22 protein-coding genes and 2 pseudogenes are annotated in these 22022 nt (G+C 70.9%); 17 read left to right on the top strand and 7 right to left on the bottom strand.

The genetic code is table 11. The features are described 5' to 3' along the window. The 3 genes and pseudogenes from ACFHWU_RS18545 to ACFHWU_RS18535 all read right to left on the bottom strand — a co-directional run. Window positions 1-196, bottom strand: a pseudogene (locus tag ACFHWU_RS18545) (glycosyltransferase family 1 protein); the annotation flags it as partial. Window positions 197-509: 313 nt separating this feature from the next. Beyond that, entirely contained in the window at window positions 510-1421 is a 912-nt protein-coding gene (locus ACFHWU_RS18540) for a DMT family transporter (protein WP_416591129.1), read from the bottom strand. A gap of 192 nt (window positions 1422-1613) precedes the next feature. Continuing rightward, window positions 1614-2162 carry a hypothetical protein gene (locus ACFHWU_RS18535; protein WP_416555774.1) on the bottom strand — a complete coding sequence of 183 codons (549 nt, stop codon included), beginning with the start codon at window positions 2160-2162 and terminating at the stop codon, window positions 1614-1616. Between the two features lie 155 nt (window positions 2163-2317). On the opposite strand from ACFHWU_RS18535, the gene ACFHWU_RS18530 reads away from it, so the two are divergent. The 3 genes from ACFHWU_RS18530 to ACFHWU_RS18520 all read left to right on the top strand — a co-directional run bounded on the left by ACFHWU_RS18530 (window position 2318) and on the right by ACFHWU_RS18520 (window position 5021). Next, entirely contained in the window at window positions 2318-3424 is a 1107-nt protein-coding gene (locus ACFHWU_RS18530; RefSeq protein ID WP_416591128.1) for a Vms1/Ankzf1 family peptidyl-tRNA hydrolase, read from the top strand. Window positions 3425-3611: 187 nt separating this feature from the next. After that, entirely contained in the window at window positions 3612-4760 is a 1149-nt protein-coding gene (locus ACFHWU_RS18525; RefSeq protein WP_416555776.1) for a SigB/SigF/SigG family RNA polymerase sigma factor, read from the top strand. An 84-nt stretch (window positions 4761-4844) separates the two neighbouring features. Then, entirely contained in the window at window positions 4845-5021 is a 177-nt protein-coding gene (locus tag ACFHWU_RS18520; RefSeq protein WP_158632101.1) for a hypothetical protein, read from the top strand. Between the two features lie 30 nt (window positions 5022-5051). On the opposite strand, the gene ACFHWU_RS18515 is transcribed toward ACFHWU_RS18520, so the two are convergent. After that, window positions 5052-6071 carry a glucosyl-3-phosphoglycerate synthase gene (locus ACFHWU_RS18515; RefSeq protein WP_416555777.1) on the bottom strand — a complete coding sequence of 340 codons (1020 nt, stop codon included), beginning with the start codon at window positions 6069-6071 and terminating at the stop codon, window positions 5052-5054. Between the two features lie 151 nt (window positions 6072-6222). Here ACFHWU_RS18515 and secA2 point away from each other — a divergent pair, with 151 nt between their 5' ends. The 4 genes from secA2 (at window position 6223) to ACFHWU_RS18495 (ending at window position 9387) form a co-directional block, all read left to right on the top strand. Next, window positions 6223-8520 (top strand): accessory Sec system translocase SecA2, encoded by a 2298-nt coding sequence (secA2, locus tag ACFHWU_RS18510; RefSeq protein WP_416555778.1) that lies wholly within the window; start codon window positions 6223-6225, stop codon window positions 8518-8520. A 21-nt stretch (window positions 8521-8541) separates the two neighbouring features. Further along, entirely contained in the window at window positions 8542-8691 is a 150-nt protein-coding gene (locus ACFHWU_RS18505; protein WP_416555779.1) for a hypothetical protein, read from the top strand. After that, entirely contained in the window at window positions 8688-8822 is a 135-nt protein-coding gene (locus ACFHWU_RS18500) for a hypothetical protein (RefSeq protein WP_416555780.1), read from the top strand. Before ACFHWU_RS18505 ends, ACFHWU_RS18500 begins: the two co-directional genes overlap by 4 nt. Before the next feature lie 82 nt (window positions 8823-8904). After that, the gene (locus ACFHWU_RS18495) at window positions 8905-9387 is read left to right on the top strand and encodes a DUF2231 domain-containing protein (RefSeq protein WP_416555781.1); all 483 of its coding nucleotides are present in this window, start codon (window positions 8905-8907) and stop codon (window positions 9385-9387) included. 44 nt (window positions 9388-9431) lie between these two features. On the opposite strand, the gene ACFHWU_RS18490 is transcribed toward ACFHWU_RS18495, so the two are convergent. Next, window positions 9432-10133: a DUF305 domain-containing protein gene (locus ACFHWU_RS18490; protein WP_416555782.1), complete on the bottom strand. Its 702-nt coding sequence runs from the start codon at window positions 10131-10133 to the stop codon at window positions 9432-9434. Between the two features lie 133 nt (window positions 10134-10266). On the opposite strand from ACFHWU_RS18490, the gene ACFHWU_RS18485 reads away from it, so the two are divergent. From ACFHWU_RS18485 to ACFHWU_RS18465, 5 genes and pseudogenes are all read left to right on the top strand, one after another. Continuing rightward, window positions 10267-11772, top strand: a complete 1506-nt coding sequence (locus ACFHWU_RS18485) for an LVIVD repeat-containing protein (protein ID WP_416555783.1) — start codon at window positions 10267-10269, stop codon at window positions 11770-11772. A gap of 93 nt (window positions 11773-11865) precedes the next feature. Then, a pseudogene (locus tag ACFHWU_RS18480) lies at window positions 11866-12145 on the top strand (IS607 family transposase); the annotation flags it as partial. After that, window positions 12142-12564 carry a helix-turn-helix domain-containing protein gene (locus tag ACFHWU_RS18475; RefSeq protein WP_416591127.1) on the top strand — a complete coding sequence of 141 codons (423 nt, stop codon included), beginning with the start codon at window positions 12142-12144 and terminating at the stop codon, window positions 12562-12564. The pseudogene ACFHWU_RS18480 and the gene ACFHWU_RS18475, both read left to right, overlap by 4 nt. Continuing rightward, window positions 12561-13124: an RNA-guided endonuclease TnpB family protein gene (locus tag ACFHWU_RS18470; protein WP_416591126.1), complete on the top strand. Its 564-nt coding sequence runs from the start codon at window positions 12561-12563 to the stop codon at window positions 13122-13124. Before ACFHWU_RS18475 ends, ACFHWU_RS18470 begins: the two co-directional genes overlap by 4 nt. 20 nt (window positions 13125-13144) lie before the next feature. After that, window positions 13145-13498, top strand: a complete 354-nt coding sequence (locus ACFHWU_RS18465; protein WP_416591125.1) for a hypothetical protein — start codon at window positions 13145-13147, stop codon at window positions 13496-13498. Here ACFHWU_RS18465 and ACFHWU_RS18460 read toward each other — a convergent pair. Continuing rightward, window positions 13414-14337, bottom strand: a complete 924-nt coding sequence (locus ACFHWU_RS18460; protein WP_416555785.1) for an AEC family transporter — start codon at window positions 14335-14337, stop codon at window positions 13414-13416. The two genes, ACFHWU_RS18465 and ACFHWU_RS18460, sit on opposite strands and share 85 nt — an antisense overlap. 380 nt (window positions 14338-14717) lie before the next feature. Here ACFHWU_RS18460 and ACFHWU_RS18455 point away from each other — a divergent pair, with 380 nt between their 5' ends. The 3 genes from ACFHWU_RS18455 to ACFHWU_RS18445 all read left to right on the top strand — a co-directional run bounded on the left by ACFHWU_RS18455 (window position 14718) and on the right by ACFHWU_RS18445 (window position 16398). After that, the gene (locus ACFHWU_RS18455; protein ID WP_416555786.1) at window positions 14718-15293 is read left to right on the top strand and encodes a winged helix-turn-helix domain-containing protein; all 576 of its coding nucleotides are present in this window, start codon (window positions 14718-14720) and stop codon (window positions 15291-15293) included. Window positions 15294-15473: 180 nt separating this feature from the next. Continuing rightward, a complete protein-coding gene (locus ACFHWU_RS18450) occupies window positions 15474-15902 on the top strand; it encodes a TraR/DksA family transcriptional regulator (RefSeq protein ID WP_416555787.1) in 429 nt (142 codons plus the stop codon). A 64-nt stretch (window positions 15903-15966) separates the two neighbouring features. Further along, entirely contained in the window at window positions 15967-16398 is a 432-nt protein-coding gene (locus ACFHWU_RS18445; RefSeq protein ID WP_416555788.1) for a DUF2267 domain-containing protein, read from the top strand. 36 nt (window positions 16399-16434) lie between these two features. Here the strand turns inward: ACFHWU_RS18445 and ACFHWU_RS18440 are convergent, their stop codons facing one another. Beyond that, complete coding sequence (locus tag ACFHWU_RS18440; protein ID WP_416591124.1) at window positions 16435-18939, bottom strand: beta-glucosidase family protein; 2505 nt, start codon at window positions 18937-18939, stop codon at window positions 16435-16437. Between the two features lie 392 nt (window positions 18940-19331). Here ACFHWU_RS18440 and ACFHWU_RS18435 point away from each other — a divergent pair, with 392 nt between their 5' ends. Both ACFHWU_RS18435 and ACFHWU_RS18430 read left to right on the top strand, forming a co-directional pair. Continuing rightward, entirely contained in the window at window positions 19332-20354 is a 1023-nt protein-coding gene (locus tag ACFHWU_RS18435) for a LacI family DNA-binding transcriptional regulator (RefSeq protein WP_278168982.1), read from the top strand. Window positions 20355-20737: 383 nt separating this feature from the next. After that, complete coding sequence (locus ACFHWU_RS18430) at window positions 20738-22003, top strand: JmjC domain-containing protein (RefSeq protein ID WP_416591132.1); 1266 nt, start codon at window positions 20738-20740, stop codon at window positions 22001-22003. The last annotated feature ends 19 nt before the right edge of the window (window positions 22004-22022 follow it).

Raw genomic sequence — 22022 nt, 5'->3', positions numbered from 1 at the left:
CGTGTACGTGCCGGCCCAGTCCGCCCACCACGACGGGTGGGTACTCCCAGGACAGCATCAGGATCCGGCGGCGTCCGTCGGCGGCGTCGCCGGCGGACGGCAGCGGCGGGTGCGGTCGGGACGTCGGGACCGGACGGCACAGGCCGTCCTGAGTGACCAGTGCGTTGGCGAACTGGTCGCCGACCCGCAGGGGCATCGCGATCTTCTCCATCCATCTCGAACAAGTGCGGGTGCGCCGGCGCCGGTGACGGCAAGACAGGCGGTGAGAGGGTGCTGCGGCGGTGATCTGGTGCTGCGCGACGAGGTCGAGCGGTGGCCGATGGCCGTGGCGCGAGTGAGAAGAGGTGGCCGACGGCCGGTGGCGGGCGGACTGCCATGCTGCGGTGCGTGGTGCCGCCGTTTTCAAGGAAACGACATCCGGACCGGATCCGCATCCCGTAGGTACCGGAGGTGACCGAAGACACTCGGCCCCGGGTCGCCGGTGCCCCTGATGCCCGGCCGGTTGGCAGTCAGCGGCGGCAGAGTGCCAGCGGACCCGGCCGGTCGGGGGCCGGGTCTACCGGGTCGGCGGTGTCGGTCATCGCCGTCGGCGGTGTCAGCAGCAGGATCCCGACACCGGCGGTACCGCAGGCGCACACCAGCAGCACCATCGCGACCGGTCCGTCGGCGAAGCGTTCCCCGAACAGGGCCACCCCGATCACCGCCGACGCGAGCGGGTTGGCCAGCGTGACAGTGGCCAGCGGCGCGCCGAGGCCGCCGCCGCGGTAGGCGAGCTGTGACAGCAGCACCCCGGCGATGGCCATCGCGGCGACGGCCGGCACGGTCGGGCCGATCAGGGCGGCCGCTGCGTGTTCGGCGTACTCGCGGGTCACCGCGTGGGTCAGCGCGGATGCGACGGCGAACGCGATGCCGGCGCCGGTGGCGTACAGCAGGCTCCGGGGCACCGGGCGGCGCAGTGCCGCGGTGCCGGCGATCATCGCGGTGAGCACGACGGCGCTGGCCACGATCAGGACGGTGCCGTCCGCTGCGGTCATCCCGTCGCCGCTGCCCGGCACCGTCAGGCTGAGCAGCAGGAGCAGACCGAGTACGGCCGCCGCAGCACCGACCCACTGCCGGGCGGCGACCCGCCGGGTGGTGAACGCGGCGCCGATCGGCAGGGCCAGCACAAGCGTCAGGACGCCGAGCGGCTGCACCACCGACAGGGGGCCGTACGCGAGCGCCGCCACGTGCAGAAGCGCGCCGGCGGCGTTCAGCGCCACCGACAGCCACCAGCGGCGGGCCCTTAGCAGCGCCCGGACGACCGCCCGCCAGGGGGTCTGGGCCCCGAGTCGGACGGCGAGCCGTTCCTGGACCACGGCGCCGAGGGCGTACGCGAGGGCCGAGGCGACAGCGAAGGCCACGGAGATCAGTAAGTCGGTCACGACCGGGCCCGTCGGCACCCTTGGCGCGTCATCGTCCCATGATCCCTCACCCGACGCCGGTCACCCTCACCCCGTCGGGGGGCAGTTGTCTCCGTCTCACGAAGTACCTCGCTGTCGAGGTTCCTCCGTCTGACGGAGGACGGAACCGGAGTGAATCTCCGGGTGGTGGCCGGAACGCTCAGATCAGAACGCTCAGGCCAGAACGACGACCAGCCCGGCGAGTGCGACCAGGAAGAGGAGTCCGAGGACCGCTTGGAACAGCAGCGCCGGACCGAGGTGCGACCAGACGGTCGGGGTCCGTGGGTTGAGGAACTGGCCGGTGGTGAGGTTGACGATGCGTTCCACCCGGGGCGGCAGCTCGGGATCCTTCTGCCGGCGTACCGTCACCTGCACGTGGTCGGCCGGGTCGAGGGCACTCTGCGGCACATGTCCGTGGATTTCCATCTCGCACAGCACTCCGACGGTGTCCCGGATGTGCAGGGGGGTCACCAGGAACTCAGGTCCGTTGCGCAGCTCCTTCCACTTGCGGCGAGCGGCGGTGGAGCCGCTTCCGGCCAGGCGGATCGAGGCGAGCACCGCGCCGAGCGCTCGGATCACCCCGGCCGCCGCGAGGACCCCGATCAGGATGGGCTGACCGACTTTGATCGGCCGGGAGTAGCCGCCGACCAGACGGACCACGTGTCCGGTGATGATCGGCCCGGTCCGGTGGACGGCTCGCTCGGGGAAAAGTTCGGGATCCATCCATCACCACCCAATGTTTGTCTTTGTTCACGCATTGTATCGAGGTGGTCGAGTGAATGCTGTGAATGAATGGGTTCATGGGGGAGAAGGTGGTTGATTTGAGGTGATTCGTCGAGCTGTCCGGGTATGCCGGCGGAGAGAGGAGGGGGTACGTCATGGATCTGTCCTTCCTACGGCCGCTCTACGCCCGGCCCGGACCGTGGGCGTCGGTTTACCTGGACGCCTCACACGACACCGAGGACGCGGTGGACGCGCTCGAACTGCGCTGGCGAGCGCTGCGTGATCAGTTGAACCAGCAGGGCGCCGATCCGGCGACGGTCGTGGCGCTGGGCGCGGCGGTGACCCGACATGTGCCCCGCGCCGGTGAGTACGGCCTCGCGCTCAGCGCCGCCAGCGGCGACGTGGTACTGCACAATTACCTGCCGGCGCCGCCCCCGCATGACCTCGCCACGGTCGGCCCGCTTCCGCACGCGATGCCGCTGGTCGCCCAGCGGGGCGAGGAGATCAGCTGGCTGCGGGTCCTGGTCAGTCGTACCGGGGCCGAGATCGACGCGGTCAGCGCCGGCGGGTTGCCCCGGCAGGCCGGCGTCGAGGGTCCGGCCGCCCACCCGATCCGCAAGGTCAAACCGGGGGCCTGGTCCCAGGCCCGGTTCCAGCGGGCGGCCGAGGTGTCGTGGCGACGCAACGCCGGTGCCAGCGCCGCGGCGACGGCGGCATTGGCCGACCAGATCGGGGCCGAGGTGCTGGTGGTCGCCGGCGACCCGGAGGCACGCCAGCTCATGGTCGGCCAGCTGCCGAGGCGCTGGCAGTCGCGTACGGTGCAGACCGATGCCGGGTCGCGGGCGGTGGGTGCCGACCCCGAGCCGTTGACCGAGGCCACCATCCAGGCCATCGCCGCAGTGGCCGCCGAGCACACCGACCGGGCACTTGACCGCTACGGCGCGCAACAGGGTCGGGGCGATGGGCTGCCCGCCGTGGTCGACGCGCTGCAGCGGGCTCAGGTCGACACGCTGCTGCTGGTCGACGACCCCTCCTCGACCCAGCGGGTCTGGATCGGCCCGGAGCCGACCCAGATCGCCCTGGATCCGGCCGACCTGGCCGTCATGGCGGTGGACGAGCCCTGCGAGGTCCGCGCCGACGCGGCGCTGCTGCGCGCGCTGGCGGCCACCGACGCCGATCTGGTGCTGGTCGGTCCCGGTGACGCGGATCTGGCCGGCGGGGTCGGCGCCGTGCTGCGGTATTCCGATCCAATCACCAGCTGAGCGCACTGCCGGTGCGTCGGCAGCCGTCCTCGGCGTGGAATTTTCATGGCATTCGGATCGGGTGGCGTTGTCACTGCAAGTAGGGTCCGGCTTAGTGAGGGCGTCCGTCCGGTGCTGGACCGGACTCGCGACCCGATCAATGTGCCGGAATGCGGAGCTCAGGGCCGGATCACCGGGGAGGGGCGAAATGTCCGGACAAAGACGTACGGTAACTCGTTCGGAACACGCGCTGGAGGACCTCGACGGAGCAGCTCTGTCCTACGCGGCCCGATTCGCCGACCAGGCTGAGAATCGGCGCCGGGATCTGCGAGAGGAACTCGTCCAGCTGGCCCTGCCGTTCGCCGGTCGGCTGGCCCGGCGTTACCGCGGTCGCGGCGAGCCGCTGGAGGATCTCGAGCAGGTCGCCCGGCTCGGGCTGGTCAAAGCGGTGGACCGCTACGACCCAGACCGTGGCTCGTTCACCGCCTACGCGGCGGTGACCATCACTGGGGAGATCAAACGCCACTTCCGGGACCGGACCTGGGGCGTACACGTGCCCCGCCGGCTACAGGATCTCACCATCGAGGTGAGCCAGGCGACCGCGGTGCTGACCAGCGAGCTGTCCCGGTCGCCGACCGTCGCCGAACTCGCCGAGCGGCTGGACACCTCCGAAGAGGACATCCTCGCGGCCCTGGAATCCGCCGCCGGCTACACACCCGCGTCGCTGAACGGGCCGGTCGGCGACGACGGACCCGCCGAGCTGGGCGACATGTTCGGCGCGCTGGACGCCGACCTGGAGTCCGTCGACGATCGGCTCACGGTCAGCGGGCTGCTCTACCGGCTGCCGGCCCGGGAACGCCGGATACTCGCCATGCGCTTCTACGGCAACTACACCCAGTCGGACATCGCCGCCGAGTTCGGCATTTCCCAGATGCATGTCTCCCGGCTGCTGTCCCGGACCCTGACCTGGCTGCGCCAGGCGATGCTGACCGACGCCCCGCCCCGGTGGGATTCCGGGATCGCCCAGCCGGAGCCGGCCGACGTCGCGCTGACCGTCTCCGTGCGGCGCGCCGACGGCCGGACTGAGATCGGCCTGACCGGCGAACTCGACCGGGAGGCGGCCGAACGGGTCCGCGACGGACTGGTCGACGCGGTCCGGGCCGCCGGCCCCGACGCCGAGGTCCTGGTCGACCTGGACGGCGTCGGCTTCGTCGACGCCGCCGGCATCGCCGCGTTGCTGGCCAGCCACGAGGCCGCCCGCCGGGCGGCGGTACGGCTACGGTTCACCCGGCCCCAGCCCTATGTGCGACGCAGCCTGACCGTGGCCGGCCTGGCACCGCTGTTCGCCGTGGTCTGAGCCGGTTTCGCCCCGCTACCTCGATCGGGGGAACCGGTGCCGGCTGGCGCTGGCGGCGTTACCGGCGCCGATAGCGTGCCGACCGTGAAACAACGTGGAAACCGCTTGGTCGCGGCAATCGTCGCAGGCGCGGGCACGTTCGCCTTCGGCATCTCCGGAGCTGGGGACGATACGTCGAACTCCGGTGCCATCGCACTGGTCGGGTTGGTGGTCGGTCTGATCGTTTTCCACGCCACCAAGCCGAGTGCGGGAAGCAAATAGCCTGGTCGGCGGTTCCGGCCGGGCTCGGCGTCAGCCGGCAGCCGCGGTGGTCGCCAGCGCCCGCCGGTGCTGGCCCAACGGGGGCCGTTCCTGGACCGACACGTCGCTGACGACGATCTCGCGTTCCAGATTGCTCAGCGCCTCGGCCTCGCCGCGCCGGAACTGGGTGAGCAGGCCGCCGGGCGGACGCTCCGAGACCACCCAGCCCTTTCGGTGGAGCCGCGACCAGGCCGTCAACAGGATCTGGGCGGACATCCGCCCCAACGCCTCGGTGCTCTGGTGCCGGTGCCGCCGCTCGCCGAGATCGACCTGAGCCAGGGAGTCCAGCCCACAGACGTCGAGCAGGTCGATCAGCATCGCGGTCTCTACCCCGTAGCCGGAGACGAACGGGATCTGTTCCAGCACATCGCGTCGGCCGGCGTACTCGCCGGCCAACGGCTGGACGAATCCCGACAGGTCCGGCCAGAAGAGGTTGAACAGCGGTCGAGCCATGATCTCCGTGACCCGGCCACCGGCATCCGCCTCGACGTCACTCGACCGCACCAGCGGCCGGTGGTAGAAGCCCTTGACAAAGCTGACCGACTCATCGGTGAGCAGCGGGCCGAGCAGCCCGGTCACGAAGGCCGGCTGGAACTCCCGCAGGTCGGCGTCGACGAAGGCGATCAGATTCCCGTCGGTGGCGGCCAGCCCGGCCCAGAGCGCGTCACCCTTGCCCTCCAGTCGCGGCAGCCCTCGGGTCATCTCGTCCTGGCCGACGACCCGCGCGCCGGCGGCGGCGGCCACGGCCGCCGTGCTGTCGTCGGACCGGGAGTCGACCACCACCACGTCGTCGACCAGCGGCACCCGGTCCACCAGGTTCCCGACGATCGACTCGACGATGGCGCCGACGGTGGCCTCCTCGTTGCGGGCCGGCAGTACGACGCTCACCCGCCGGCCGGTCCTGGCCTTGGCCATGGCCAGTTCCCAGGGCGTCCACCGGCCCGCCGTCCCGGTGCGACGGGCGGCCCAGTCCGCAACCGTGGGAGCGACGGCCGTTCGCGCGTACCCCATGATCCACCCCCCGTGACGACACTCGATCAGCTGCTGGCTACCCCGCCCAGCGGGCGGTATGCGTCGTCCGATCGGGTTGGGCCGCCACGGCTGAGCGTCCTGGGGCGGGTGGGGCACCGCGAGCCGGACGCGTCGCGTAGCGTTGACGTTCATGGGTGTGTCGCAGCGTCTGAAGAGTCGGTTCCGGCGTTTCCTCCAGCGGCCGGGCAGCACGGTCGACCTCGCTCCGTTGGCGAAACTGCTCCCCGACATCGCCGGCCGGGAGGACGACCTGCGGGCGCTCGACGACGCCGAGTTGACCGCCGAGGCCGGCCGGGCCAACGAGTTCGTCGACCTCTGCGCCGTCGGCCGGGAGGCTGCCCGGCGGGCGATCGACGAGCGGCCGTTCGACGAGCAACTGCTCGGCGCAATGTCCCTGCTGGCCGGCAAGGTCGCGGAGATGGCCACCGGTGAGGGCAAGACCCTGACCGCCACGGTCGCCGCCTACGGGCATGTGCGGCGGGGCAACGGCCCGGTGCACGTGCTGACGGTCAACGACTACCTCGCCCGCCGAGACGCCGAGTGGATGGCGCCGGTCTACCAGTTGCTCGGGCTGACCGTCGGCTGGGTCACCGAGAGCAGCAGCCCCGAGCAGCGGCGGACCGCGTACCAGCGGGATGTCACCTACGTGTCGGTGAGCGAGGCCGGCTTCGATTTCCTGCGTGACCAGTTGGTCACCGATATCGCCGACCGGGTCCAGCCACCGCTGTCCACGGCGATCGTCGACGAGGCCGACTCGATCCTCATCGACGAGGCTCGGGTGCCGATGGTGCTGGCCGGGGCAGTCGTCGGTGAGCAGGACCCGGTGCACGCCGCCGCCACACTGGTACGCGGGCTGCGCGCCGGCCGGGACTACGAGGTCGCCGACGACGGCCGCAGCGTCGCGTTCACCTCCACCGGGCTGGCCGCGGTCGAGGCCAAGCTGGACGGCGTCGACCTGTATGCCGACGACAACGTCGGGCAGCTGTCCGCGATCCACGTCGCCCTGCACGCCCACGCGTTGCTGCACCGCGACGTCGACTACATCGTCCGCGATGGCGCCGTGGAACTGGTGGACGAGATGCGCGGCCGGGTGGCGCAGCGCCGCCGATGGCCGGACGGGCTGCAGGCGGCAGTCGAGGCCAAGGAGGGTCTGAACGCCACGGCCGAGGGCGAGGTGCTCGGCACCATCACCGTGCAGGCGTTCGTCGCGGCGTACCGCACCCTGTGCGGGATGACCGCGACGGCGGTCCTCGTCGGCGACCAGCTCCGCGAGTTCTTCAAGCTGGAGGTGGCGGTGATCCCGCCACACACCCCGTGCGTACGGATCGACGAGCCGGACCGGATCTACGCCACCCGCGCCGAGAAGGACGAGGCGCTGGTCGCCGAGATCAGCTCGGCCCACGCCACCGGGCGTCCGGTTCTGATCGGCACCCTCGACGTCAAGGAGTCGGAGAGCCTGGCGGCGTCGTTGGGCGAGGCCGGCGTTGCCTGCGTGGTACTCAACGCCAAGAACGACGATGAGGAAGCCGCGATCATCGCCGAAGCCGGTGCGCTGGGGGCGGTGACGGTCTCCACCCAGATGGCCGGGCGCGGCGTGGACATCCGCCTCGGCGGCAGCGACCAGTCCGACCGGGACCAGGTCGCCGAGCTGGGCGGGCTGTACGTGATCGGCAGCGGCCGGCACGACAGTCGGCGGGTGGACAATCAGTTGCGCGGCCGGGCCGGTCGCCAGGGCGACCCGGGTGGCTCGGTGTTCTTCGTCAGCCTGGAGGACGACCTGGTCGTCCGGCACGCCCCGGACGCGATCCCACCCTCGCCGCGGATGACGCCCGACGGCATCGTCCAGGACGAGCAGGTTGACTTCGCCATCGAACACGCCCAGCGGATCGCTGAGGGTGTCGACTACGAGATCCACCGGAACACCTGGCGCTACAGCGTGGTGATCGAGCAGCAGCGCAAGGCGCTCGCGGAGCGGCGTGAGCGGCTGCTGACCACCGAGGTCGCCGCGCTGATGCTGATGGACCGGTTCCCGCAGCGGTGCGCCGAGATGGACGAGGATCTGCTGTCGCGGGCCGCCCGTTCGATCGCCCTCTACCACCTGGACCGGCTCTGGACCGAACACCTCGCCGAACTGTCCGAGGTGCGCGAGGGCGTGCATCTGCGGGCACTCGGCCGGCTCGATCCACTCGACGAGTTCCACCGGGCGGCCGTGCCCGCGTTCAACCAGCTGATTCCGGAGATCGAGGCCCGCACCGTCGCGACTTTCGAACAGACCGAGTTCGACGAGGACTGGCAGCCCGACGAGGCCCAACTGGTACGGCCCAGTGCGACCTGGACCTACCTGGTGCACGACAACCCGTTCGGCTCCGAGCTGGACCGGCTGATCTCGTCCGTTGGCCGCCGGCTCAGTGGCAGCGGCCGCCGCTGAGCGCGGCCGGGTGCGATCGCGTTGGCTCAGGCCGATCCGGCGGACAGCAGGCTGGCCGTACTGGAGACCGCCGCCCTGCTGCGGGAGTTGACCGCCGGCATGATTCGGTGCACCGATTTCGATCAAGCGGTGGAGCATCTCGCCGTGGTCGGCCGGAGTACGGCGACGTGATCGGCCCGGCGATCGGCACCGTGATGACCCAGCGGCGGTGCCCGGCCGGGGAGGCGCTCGCGGTGCCGTTGCCGGAGGTCGCCAAGCGGCTGGTGGCGTCGGCGCTGCGGACCGACAGCCAGCAGCGGTGATGGTGGGTGGGTTCGCGGCGGGAGATAATTGGGTAGCACGGGTGGTGTGACCGGTGTGACCAGTGGGAAGGGCGTGAGGGCGATGCAGGCGCAACTCCGCGTGCCCGGCCAGCCGATCCAGCCGATGCTGGTGACCCTGCCGTTCGGACTTTTCGTCTGTGCGGCCCTGTTCGACATCTCGGTGCTGGCCGGGGCACCCGACCTGTTCGGTGAGGTCGGCTACTGGACGTTGGTCGCCGGGCTGGCCGCGATGGCACTGACCGTGGCGGTGGGTCTGGTCGATCTCTGGGACGAGCCGTCCGGTCCGGTCCGTACCTCGCTGGTCCGGTTCAACCTGATCAGTACGGCGATGGGCGGGATGTTCCTGCTCGCCGGCCTGATTCGTACCTCTGGTCCGACGTCGTTGGCCGGCGTCCCGTTGTTGATCGTGGAGCTGGTCGGCCTCGGTGTGGGGGTGGCGGGGCTGCGCCACGGTACGGCTCTGCTGCGCCACGTCGGGGAGGTAGCGGCCGCCGACGAACGTGGCCGCCGGTCGGACGGGTTGGACGCGTTGGCCCGCCGCTAGCTGACTCCTCGCGACCGGGGCGCGCACGACCGTTGGGCGCCGGCTCAGCTGTCCAGCAGGTCCCGCATCCGGTTGATCTCGACTGCCTGCTCGGCAGCGATCGAGGTGGCGAGTTCCTCGATGGTCACGTCGCTGCCACCGGTGAGAACCCGGTCGGACATTTCGACGGCGCCTTGGTGGTGGTCGGTCATCATCGCCACGAAGAGCTGGTCGAACTCGGCCCCCCGGGCGGCCGCTAGCTCCCGGACGGCCTGCTCGGTCTGCATCCCGGGCATCGTGTCGTGGTCGTGCCCACCGGCCGGTAACCGCCGGTCCCGCAGCCACTGCCGGAGTACGGTGATCTCGGCGGTCTGTCCTGCCCGGATGCGGTCGGCGAAGGCCCGTACCCCTGGGTCGGCACTGCGGTCGGCGGCGAGCGCTGCCATCTGCACGGCCTGGGTGTGGTGCGGGATCATCATCTGGACGTACCAGGTGTCCAGCGCGTTGTACTGCGGTGGATCGATGGTCACGTCCGTGGCAGGGCGCAGCTCGGCCGGCTCGCCGGGCCGGCCGGGCAGGATCACCGGCGGTGCGTTCGTGGTCCCGTCGGCGCCGGTGGATGTTCCCGCCGGCCCGGTCGCTGCGTCGTCGGTTGTGGCCGAGGTTGTCGCGGTGGTCCGCAGCACGACCACCGCGACGACGACCACGACCGGTATCAGGGCGAGCGCCAGTAGCCGTCGGTGCCGGCCGAGTGACAGTCGGGACATCGGGCCTCCCGGAGTGGACGGTCGCGATGCTATCCGGCCAACTCCATGTATCGATGTGATCACCGTCACATCGATGTTGGCAACTGGGCGGTATCGTCGCAGCATCATCAATCCCTTTCGAAGGGTGCCGCACATGATCAGACGTTCCCCACGAGGGCCGCGGCAGCTCCGGACCGTGGCAGTGGCGGCGATCGCCGTCCTGTTCGGTAGCACCGCGTTGGCGACACCTAGTCATGCAGGGACCCCGTTCGACGTCGACTGCGCTGACGCCACCGACGCGCTGGCGGTCGAGTTGTGCCTGGCCCAGGCATCGGCGGCGGGGACCGACGACCCCGGACTCGGCGTCGACGAGATCGACAGCAGTCGGAACCTGCGTCAGATCGCCAGCATGCCCAAGCCCGCGCCGTTCGACACCGAGTCCTCGTTGAACTCGGACCTTGCCTTCCAGGGCAGGTACGCCTTCGTCGGCAACTACAACGGCTTCGTGATCTACGACATCGCCAACCCGCGGCGGCCGCAGCTGGTGTCGCAGGTGGTCTGTCCGGGTGGGCAGAACGACGTGTCGGTCCACGGTGACCTGCTGTTCCTGTCCACAGACTCGTCGCGCAGTGACGACTCCTGTGCCAGTACCTCCCAGTCCGCGTCGGTGAAGGAGTCCTGGGAGGGCATCAAGATCTTCGACATTCGAGACAAGAGCAACCCTCGGTACGTCAAGTCCGTCGAGACGAACTGCGGCTCACACACCCACACCCTGGTGCCGGCGAAGAGCCGTGGTTCTGTCTATCTCTACGTCTCGTCGTACAACCCGTCGACGAACTTCCCGGACTGCCAGCCACCGCACGACCTGATCTCGATCGTCAAGGTGCCGTTGAAGAAGCCGACCGACGCGGCCGTGGTGGCCACTCCGGCGATCTTCCCGGACGGCGGCAACCCGGGCGGCAACGGCAGCGCCACCACCACCGGCTGTCACGACATCACCGCGTACCCGCAGAAGGATCTCGCGGCGGGCGCCTGCATGGGCGACGGCGTGCTGCTGGACATCTCCGACCGGGAGGCGCCCCGGGTCATCCACCAGGTCCGGGACACCACCAACTTTGCCTTCTGGCACTCGGCGACGTTCAACAACTCGGGCACCAAGGTGGTCTTCACCGACGAACTTGGCGGCGGCGGGGCGGCGACCTGCAACCCGACCATCGGTCCGGACCGGGGTGCCAACGCGATCTACGACATCACCGGTACGGGTGACGCGCGGACACTGGCCTTCCGCAGCTACTTCAAGATCCCCCGGACCAACGGGTCGACCGAGAACTGTGTGGCCCACAACGGTTCGCTGATCCCGGTGCTGGGCCGCGACATTATGGTCCAGGCCTGGTACCAGGGCGGCGTATCGGTCTGGGACTTCACCAACTCGGCCAGGCCGCAGGAGATCGCCTACTGGGAGCGGGGACCGGTCTCGGACACCCGGATGGTCACCGGCGGACCATGGTCGACGTACTACTACAACGGCTACATCTACTCCAGTGACATCCAGAAGGGCCTGGATGTGCTGGACCTCAAGGACTGGCGTACGGCGAGCGCCAAGCTGGTCCGGTTCCCGGAGTTGAACGTGCAGACCCAGCCCTGGTACCTCAGCTGGTGACACCGCGCTGGTGAGACGGAGACAGCTGGCGGGTGGTCGGACCGCGGTCCGACCACCCGCCGCGCCTGACCAGTTGGCCGGATGTTCATCCATAGGTTCCTGGCCCTGCTTGGTGACCCGGCGGTGTCAACGATCGTGGTGGAACACCGGGACCGGTTCGCCCGCTTCGGTGTCGAGTATGTCGAGGCGGCGCTTGCCGCGCAGGGCCGGCGTCTCCTGGTTGTCGACCCGGCCGAGGTGGAAAACGACCTGGTCGGTGACGTGACGGAGATCCTCACCTCGTTGTGTGTTCGCCGGGTACGGGCGTCGGGCGGCGGTGGGCCGTGCCCGCCGGGCTGTCGAGGCTGTCACCGGGGCGGGTGGCCGGGTGTGAGGACGATTCAGGCGTACCGGTTCGCTCTGGACCTCACCCCGGGCCAGGAACGCGCGGTGCTGGCGCATGCCGGGGCGGCGCGGGTGGCCTACAACTGGGCGCTGGCGCGGGTGAAGGCAATTATGGGCCAGCGGGCCGCCGAGCGTTCGTACGGTGTCGCCGACGATCGGCTCACCCCGGCGGTGTCGTGGTCGTTGCCCGCGTTGCGTAGGGCGTGGAACGCGGCCAAACGGGATGTGGCGCCGTGGTGGCCGGAGGTGTCCAAGGAGGCGTTCAACACCGGCTTGGACGCCCTGGCCCGCGCGTTGACCAACTGGGCCGACTCCCGAAACGGAGAACGAGCCGGCCGCCCGGTCGGGCTTCCCGGTTCAAGTCCCGTCGCAGGTCGACCCCGAGCGTTCGGTTCACCACCGGCGTGATCCGCGTCGAGCCGGACCGTAACCATGTAGTGCTGCCCCGACCGAACCCGCGACACCTCGCCGGCGCGCGGTCCCGGCTACGGACACTCGGCCGGACCCTGTCGCGCCGGCAAGGCCCGGACCGGCGTACCGGCCGGCGTCCGTCGAACCGGTGGCAGCGCGCATCTGCCAGGCTCGGACGGGCGCACGCCCGGGTCGCTCGTCTGCGCCGCGACGGGCTGCACAAGCTCACCACCCGGCTGACCCGCGAGCACGGCACGGTCGTGGCGGAAGACCTCCATGTGGCCGGGATGGTGGCCAACCGCAGGCTGGCCCGGCACATCACCGACGCCAAATTCGCCGAACTGCGGCGGCAACTGGCGTACAAGACCGGATGGAACGGCGGCAGGCTGCTCGTGGCCGACCGCTGGTACCCCTCCTCGAAAACCTGCTCGGGCTGCGGCGCGGTGAAAACCAAGCTGGCCCTGTCCGAGCGTGCGTACCACTGCGCGGCGTGTGGCCTGGTCATGGACCGCGACCGTCCCACCGCAAGGCGGGACTACCGACCGTGTGCTCGCTAGAGCGCACTGAAAGGTAACGGATGCTCGTCGGACTCGACCGGGCGGGCGCCGGACTGCGCGCCCCGGATCTGATGGTGGGGACGTCGACCGGTGCCCTGGTTGCGGCGCTGGTCTACGGCGCCGCTGGCCCTGCCGCGGCCGTGCGCACCGTGTTCCTGACGCCGGATGCGACAGCACGAGCGGCGCTCACCGGCGATCCGGGTGATCCGGTCGTCTTCGCGGCGGCGCTCGCCGCCGGTGAGCGTCAGTCGTCGGGGTACGTCGGCCAGGTTCGCGCCCGCTGGGGACGTCAGCCGAGCACGGCGGCGATCAGCAGCAGCGTGACGGCGGTGGCGACCGTGGAGAGCACCACCGAGTCCCGGGCGAGGCGTTGACCGCGCTGGTACCGGGTGGCGAAGATGAAGACATTCTGCGCCGTCGGTAGCGCGGCGGTGACCACTGCGGCGAGCAACGCGGTGCCGCTGAGGCCGAGACCGTGTCGGGCGATCAGGTAGGCCGCCGCCGGCTGGCCGAGCACCTTGAGGGCGACAGCGGTGTAGCGTTCCCAAGCCTGTGGGTCGGCCGCCAGCGGCCGGCTTCCGGGCAGGGACATTCCGAGGGCCAGCAGGGCCAGCGGTACGGCGGCCGCACCGAGCAGCTCGAAGGGCCGCAGCAGCTCGGCGGGTGGCTGCCAGCGGCTGACCGCCAGCGCCAGGCCCGCCGCCGAGGCGATCATGATCGGGTTGCGGGCCGGCAGGGACAGCAGCCGACGGACGGACGGGCGGCGGTCGCCGGCGGTGAGGTCCAGGACGGCGAAGGCCACCGGTGCCGCGACGAGTACCTGGAACAGCAGCACCGGCGCGACGACCGAGACGTCGTCGAGCACGTACGCCGCTACCGGGATGCCGAGGTTGGCTGCATTCACATAGGACGCGCCGAGCGTGCCGATGGTGACGTCGCCGGCCGGCCGGTGCCACAGCCAACCGGCCAGTGCCAGGTAGCCGGCCGCCACCACCACGGTGCTCGCCAGGTAGGCGAGGAACGCGGGGGTGAACACCTCGGTCGGGGACGTGCCGGCCAGGGTGGTGAACAACAGCGCCGGTGTCGCGATGAAGAAGGTCAGCCGGGCCAGGACGGCGGTGCCGTCCGGGCCGAGCAGCTCGAAACGGCCGATCAGGTACCCGATCAGGGTGACCGACCAGATCGCGGCGAACCCGGCGACGATGGCGCGCATGTGATCATCCTGCCGGTTCGCCAATAGCACCGAGGTCGGGTATCCAGAGCGAGCAATCGATTACGGTGCGCTTGTCAATCATCACATTCCTGCAACGCAGTCCGGTATTGACCCGGGAGCGAGTGAACGGCAGCATCGGTTGGTGCGCAGCCGCCGGCACACTGGGTCGTCCCCTGTGTCCGGTGCCGGCTGCCGCGTCCCACCCGGCTACCGTTGCGTACGGACACCGGCCGGTGGCCGGGGATGCACGCTTCCGGCCGGAACTGTCTAGGAGGACCATGTCGGTCAGCCCCGCCTCGCAGCGCGCCGGTTGGTCCGGTTTGCCACCGTCTGGTGCGGCCCGTCCGCCCGCCGCGCCCCGGCGGGGGACCGGCCCGGCGATGGCGACCGTGACCGTCACCGTGTCGATCCCGCTCACCGCCGGTGAGGAAGCGCTTTCGTCGTCCGCCCGTCGGCTATTGGAGGCCGCCCGGGAGCTGGTGGAACGGGGTGAGGCGACGGTGGAGATGCCGGCGGCCGACGCGGCCCGGGCGCAGCCCGGCGCGGTGCTCGACCAGATCGTCGCCGGCCGCGACGGGCCGGGTCCGACGCCAGCGGGCGGCGGGGTGTTCACCGAACCCGCCACCCGGTCAGGGCGGACCGCGACGGTCACCGTGCCGGCACTGCACGTCATGGTCGCGTCGCGGACCGTTCTGTTGGACGGCGAGCCACTGCTGTTGACCCGACTCGAGTTCGATCTCCTGCTGCACCTGGTGGAGAACCCTCGCCGGGTCTTCACCCGGCTGCAGCTGCTCGCTGCGGTGTGGGGCTACGAGCACACCGGGGTGCGTACCGTGGACGTGCACATCCGCAGGCTCCGCGGCAAGGTGGGCAACTCGCCCCTGATCACCACCGTGTACGGCGTCGGCTACCGGCTCGCCGACGACGTCCGGGTCAGCATCGACACCGCCGGCTGATCACACCGCCGGCGGACACCGGCCGGCGTCGGCGAGGTCCGATGGCGCGTGGTTGGTCGAGGGCCGGACGGGTTTGCCGGCCCTCGGCGACGGGTAAGTGGCGGATCTCGCGGCGACCCGGTGTGCCGGAGTCCGAGCCGGTCGTGGCTCGCCGTACTCGATCTGAAGGGGGATGCGCGCATGCTGACACATGAGGTGAACCGGCGACCGGGTCTCGGCGCGCCGGGAACCGTAGGTGCACCGGGAACCATCGACAGTGATCGGATCCGCACCGCGCTGACCAGTCGGTACCAGGAGCTGACGGCTGAGTACGAGCAGGCGATGACGCAGAGCCAGGTGCTCCGGCTGGTCGAAGGGGGCGACACCGCCGGCGACGACCAGGCCGACAGCGGCACGAAGACCGCCGAGCGGGACGCGGCCCAGTCCCTGATCCGGACCATCCTGGAGCGTCGTACCCAGTTCGAGCATGCCTTGGCCCGGCTCGCCGCCGGCGACTACGGGCGTTGCGAGGGCTGTGCCGCGGCCATTCCGGTGGAGCGGCTGGAAATCTATCCCTCGGCCACCACCTGCGTCACCTGCAAGCAGTCCCGCGAGCGGCGGGCGGCCTGACCGAGGCCGCGTTCATCAGCGCCCCCCGGATCACCGGCACCGCGAACCGACGAGGGAGCACGAGATGACGACTGCCCAGTTGACTGCCATTGACGCCACGGTGGACAAGACCAACCGGTTGCTCAGCGAGATCGAACACGAACTCGGCTGGCCGGCCCAGCGCCGCCAGCAGTCCTACTCGGCGCTCGCCGCCGTGCTGCACACCTTGCGCGACCGGCTACCCCTGGCCGAGGTGGTGCAGCTTGCGGCGCAACTGCCGCTACTGGTCCGCGGGCTGTACTACGAGGGCTGGGACGCCACCTCGGCGCCGACGAAGCTGGACCGTGCCGATTTCGTCGCCCGGGTGCGACGGGACTTCCCGTTCGACGTCGAGGGCGGGGCCGAACAGGTGATCCGGACGGTCAGCCGGGTGCTGCGACGGCACGTCAGCTCCGGCGAGTGGGACGACGTGCTGGCCACCGTACCGGTCGACCTGCGCGACCTGTTGGGTGACTGACGCTGCGGCCCGCGCCAGCGCGGGCCGCAGCGTCAGTCACCGTACGGTCACCTCGGTGGCCAGCCGGCGTCGGTGGTCGACCTGCCGCTGGGGGCCGACCAGCCGGACCGCGACCCGGTGGCGGACGTCGATGCTCGACGCGGCCAGCCGCAGTTCCAGGTCGCCGGGCTCGACGATCCGCCGCCCGTCCCGCCCGGTGAAACACGACAGGTCGGCGGAGAAGTCAAACTCGACCCAGCGCGCCTGGCCAGCCTGCAACGGCACTCGGGCGTACCCGACCAGCCGGATCACCGGTCGGGTGACCTGCGCCACCGGGTCGTGCAGATACAGCTGGACGATCTCGCTGCCTGCCCGGTCGCCGGTGTTGCGTACCTGCAGCCGAATTCGCAACGTGCCGTCGGTGCCGATCTGCGCCGGGGCCGCACCCCAGCCGTGCTCGACCCCGTCGACCAGCGGCGTCGACCACTCGAACGAGGTGTACGACAGGCCGTGGCCGAACGGGTACAGCGGACCGGGATCCGCGTTACTCACCTCGGTCCGGTGTCCCAGCAGCGGGCTGAGGTAGCTGGTCGGCTGGCCGCCGGCCAGCCGGGGAACCCCGATCGGCAACCTGCCGGACGGGCACACCCGGCCGCTGAGCACACCGGCGACCGCACCGCCTCCCTCGGCACCGGGGAAGAACGCCTGCACCACCCCGGCCAGCCGGTCGGCGTACCGGCCGAGCGCGTACGGGCGTCCGGTCAGCAGTACCAGCACCACCGGAGTGCCGGTGGCCACCAACGCCTCGATCAACTCACCCTGCCGTCCGGGCAGTTCCAGGTCGGTGGCGTCGCAACCCTCGCCGGAGGTCCCGGCGCCGAACAGCCCGGCCCGGTCCCCGACCACCGCGACGCAGACGTCCGCCCGCGCCGCGGCGTCCGCGGCCACCACGATGCCCGGGGTGTTTTGCCCGTCCACCGGACCGGTTACGACGTGCTCGATGGCGGCTGCGGGCAGCTCGGCCCGCAGCGCGGCCAGGACCGTCCCCATCTGGGGTTGGTCCCCGACATCGGCCGGAACGGTACCGACGTGACTGGGGAACGTGTAGCAGCCCAACAGCCCGCTGACCGAGTCGGCCAGCGGCCCGACTACCGCGATACGGCCCCGCTCGGGCAGCGGAAGGACGGCGTCGTTGGCTAGCAGCACCACCGATTCCTCGGCCAGCCGCCGGGCCAGGTCCCGGTTCGCCGGCGAATCCAGGTCGATCCCCGGACCAGCGGACGCCCCGCCCGCCTTGCCCGTGCGGTACGCACCAACCAGCGCCGGTGGCACCGGATCCCAGTCCGGGTCGAGCAACCCCAACTCACACTTCTGCCGCAGGACGCGGGTGACGGCCCGGTCGACCACCGACTCCGGTACGGCGCCCTGCCGGACCGCCTCGACGAGCGGGGAACCGTAGCACCGTACCGCTGGCAGTTCGACATCGACTCCGGCGCTGAGCGCCAGGGCGGCGGCGCTGGTGGGACCGTCGGCCACCCGGTGCAGCAGCTCCAAGAACGACACGCCGAAGTAGTCCGCGACCACGGTGCCGGTGAACCCCCAGCGGCCGCGGAGCAGATCGGTGAGCAGACCGCCGTCTGCCGCCGCCGGGACGCCGTCCACCTCCGCGTACGAGTGCATCACCGAACGGGCGCCGCCGTCCCGGACAGCCATCTCGAACGGTGGGAGCAGGACGTCGGCGAACTCTCGCGGGCCGACCGACACCGGCCCGAAGTTGCGCCCCGCCCGGGAGGCCGAGTAACCGGCGAAGTGTTTGAGGGTGGCCACCACCCCGGCCGATTCCAGCCCTCGTACGTACGCCGTGCCGATCGTGGCGACCAGGTACGGATCCTCGCCGATGGTCTCCTCGGTGCGGCCCCAACGGGGGTCTCGGGCCACGTCGAGCACCGGGGCGAGTCCCTGGTGCACCCCGACCGACCGCATGTCCTGCCCGATCCGTCCGGCCATCTGCGCCACCAGGTCGGGGTCGAAGCTGGCACCCCAGGCCAGTGGGGTCGGGTACACGGTGGCGCCCCAGGTCATGAACCCGGTCAGACATTCCTCGTGGATCACCGCGGGAATACCGAACCGGTTACCGGCGACGATCTCGGTCTGCAGCCGGAGCAGCGCCCCGGCGCCGTCGGCCGGAGTCACCGCCGCGGTGCCGAACGGCCGGGTCAACTGCCCCAGGCCGGTGTGTAGCAGGCCGGCCCAGTCGACCGACTCGTCGACCAGGTCATGCTGCAACGGGGCCATGTCGTCGATCGAGGCATTGGCGCCCCGCCAATAGCTGTACAGCTGTGCGACCTTCTCCGTCAGCGACATCCGACTGAGCAGGTCGAACACCCGTTCCTCCACCGCCAGGGTGGGATCGCGCCACGGTGCTGACCGGTCGGGGGTGTCGGCGGCGGGCGACCCGGCCGCCCGGCCGGTGGCCGCGGCGGCGGCGGCGTGATCGTCCGGTTGCCCGGCCGGACCGGGCTGGGCCGGCCCCTCGTCCAGGGCGTAGTCCTTGCCGCTCACCGGCAGCCTCCTGTCGATCGTCGCCGCGCCAGTCCGATCCCGGCTTCGCCGGACCGTCGCGCCCTGTTTTCCGACATGTTTCCGGAAACCTACCGCCCCGTCGAGATCCGGCGCCCTACAGTTTGCTGGCAGTGTCCGGGTACGCTCCCGCATCGTAGGGGCCGCAAGCGCCCCGTCCGGCTACCGTTTGGCCACCGCCGCCAGATTCTCCGGAAAGTTCCGGCCGGTGGTGTGGTCGACCCGGCCGCCGGCATCGGCGAAACACTGTCGGCCGGGTCGATGCCAGGCGTTTCCAGCTGCGGCAAGATAGGGCCCGGACTCGGCGTACGGAGCCCGACCGGCCGGCGGAAAGTTCGGCCGTACGCTGAAGCCTCGACGAAGGAGCTGCTGCCGTGACGGTCGATGAAGGACGCAGGATCACGATCACCGCGATCGCTCAGGAAGCCGGTGTCTCCGTGCCGACCGTGTCACGGGTGCTGAACGGTCGCAACGACGTCGCCCCGCAGACCCGTGAACGGGTCGAGGAGCTGCTGCGTCGGCACGGCTACCGGCGGCGGGCGACCCGGTCCCGCGCCGGTGCCAGCCTGATCGACCTGGTCTTCAACGACCTGGACAGCCCGTGGGCGGTGGAGATAATCCGCGGCGTGGAGGATGTCGCGCACGCCGCCGGGGTCGGTACCGTCGTCTCCGCCATCCACCGCCGGTCCGCATCGACCCGGCAGTGGTTGCAGAACCTGCGTACCCGGGCCACCGACGGTGTCATCCTGGTTACCAGCGAACTTGCTCCGCCGTTGCACACCGAACTGCGACGGCTCAACGTTCCGATGGTGCTGGTCGACCCGGCCGGCGTCCCGAGCCTGGACATTCCCACCATCGGGGCGACCAACTGGGCCGGCGGACTGCGGGCGACGGAACACCTCATCTCCCTGGGACACCGCAGGATCGGCTTCATCGCCGGTCCGCCCCGGCTGCTGTGCAGCCGGGCCCGGCTCGACGGCTACCGGGCCGCGTTGGAGGCAGCCGAGATACCGCTGCGCCCCGAGTATGTCGTCCCCGGCGACTTCTACCATGAGTCCGGCTTCGCCGGCGCGGCCGCGCTGTTCGACCTCGACGAACCACCCAGTGCGATCTTCGCGTCCAGCGACCAGATGGCCCTCGGTGCCTACGAGGCCCTGCGGCAACGCGGTTTGCGGGTCCCGGACGACGTCAGCGTGGTCGGCTTTGACGACCTGCCCGAGGTGCAGTGGTCGTCGCCGCCGCTGACCACGGTGCGCCAGCCGCTGGCCGAGATGGGGCTGCTCGCAGCGCGGACGGTGCTGCGTCTGGCGCAGGGGGAACCACTGGAGACACCGCGGGTGGAGCTCGCCACCGAGCTGGTCGTGCGGGACAGTTGCGCGCCGTACCAGGAGCTGTGATCCTCAGCCGGTCCGGGTGCATGCGAGGTTAGTGGCGATCCGCCCTGGGTACCACCCGCAGGCAGGACCGTGCCGGCGTGGAACCGGCGCGTGTCGACCGACCCGCAGGGGGCAGCCATGACACTCGACGACGACGACATCCGTAGCACCGGGCCCGCAGCGGGTCACGGCCCCGCCGATGGTGGGGCGAATCCGGCTGGGCGGGACGGTGGTGCTGACGGCGGCGCTGGTCCGAAGGCGCAGGAGGGCCCGGCCGATGGTGGGGCGAATCCGGCTGGGCGGGACGGTGGTGCTGACGGCGGGGCGAACCGGCGTTGACCCAGTTGCCCACGGCGTCGCGCGGTACCGGCACCGGCGGACCTGAACCTCCCGACCGGCTGCGGATCGCCGCGACGCCACCGGGCCCGCCGGGCGGTGCGGACCCGTCCCGCCGCCCGGCGGCGCTGACCCGGTGTGTTGCCGTCGCCCCGGCGACCTTCGCAGATGTCTACTGGGGGCGTAGACCGCTGCTGTCCCGCGCCGTCGATTTGGCCGGCCCCGCCGGATTCACCGATTTGCTCGATCGCCCTGCGGCCGACCAACTGCTGAGCCGGCACGGCCTGCGTACCCCGTTCCTCCGGGTGGCCCGGGACGGCGAGGTGTTCGCGGAACCCACCTACACCGGCGGTGCCGGTGCCGGTGCCGAGATCGACGACCAGGTGCTCGACGAGCGGGTGTTGGGCCTGTACGCGGACGGCGCTACCCTGGTTCTGCAGGGCCTGCACCGGCTCTGGCCACCGATCATCTCGTTCGTCGGCGAGTTGTCCACCATGCTGGGCCAGCCGTTGCAGGCGAACGCCTACCTCACCCCGGCCGGCAGCCGTGGGTTCGCCACCCACTACGACACCCACGACGTGTTCGTCCTGCAGACCGAGGGCCGCAAGCGGTGGCAGGTGCACGATCCGGTACTGATCGATCCGCTGCCTCAGCAGACCTGGTCGGGCCGGGCCGACGAGGTAGCCGCCCGGTCCGAGGCCGCACCTGCGCTGGACGTCGTGCTCGGCCCTGGCGATGCTCTCTACCTGCCTCGAGGCTGGCTGCACAGCGCCACCGCGCAGCAGGAGAGCTCGATCCACCTCACCGTCGGGGTCCGCGCGTTCACCCGCTATTCGCTGGTCGAGGCGCTGCTCGAGCTCGCCGTGACCGAGCCCCGGCTGCGCACCTCGCTGCCGTTCGGCACCGACCCGGGCGAACCGGCCGGGATCGCCTCGGAGCTGACCGCAACGGCGGCGGTACTGCGTGACTGGTTGGCCTCCGTCGAGCCCGGCCAGGTCGCGGCGCGGATGCGCCGTCGGGCCTGGTCGGCGGTCCGCCCGGCCCCACTGCCCCCACTGCAGCAGGCGGACCGGATCCGGACGCTGACCGTCGACGACGTCATCCGCCGCCGACCCGGGTTGCGCTGGCGGCTCACCTCGCAGTCGGACGACCGGGTCACCCTGCAGATCTTCGACCGTGCGGTGGAGTTTCCGGGTAGGTGCGTTCCGGCCCTGCGGACGGTGCTGGACACCGCCGGTGTCCGGGTCGGTGATCTGCCCGGGCTGGACACCACCGCCGACCAGCTGGTGCTGGCCCGCCGTCTGCTGCGCGAAGCGGTCGCGGTCGCCGAATGACCACCGGGGCCGGGCGTCG

The organism is Micromonospora sp. LOL_015 (genome assembly GCF_048060275.1).
Classification (GTDB): Bacteria; Actinomycetota; Actinomycetes; order Mycobacteriales; family Micromonosporaceae; genus Micromonospora_E.
This window is presented reverse-complemented; position numbering and strand designations above follow the sequence as displayed.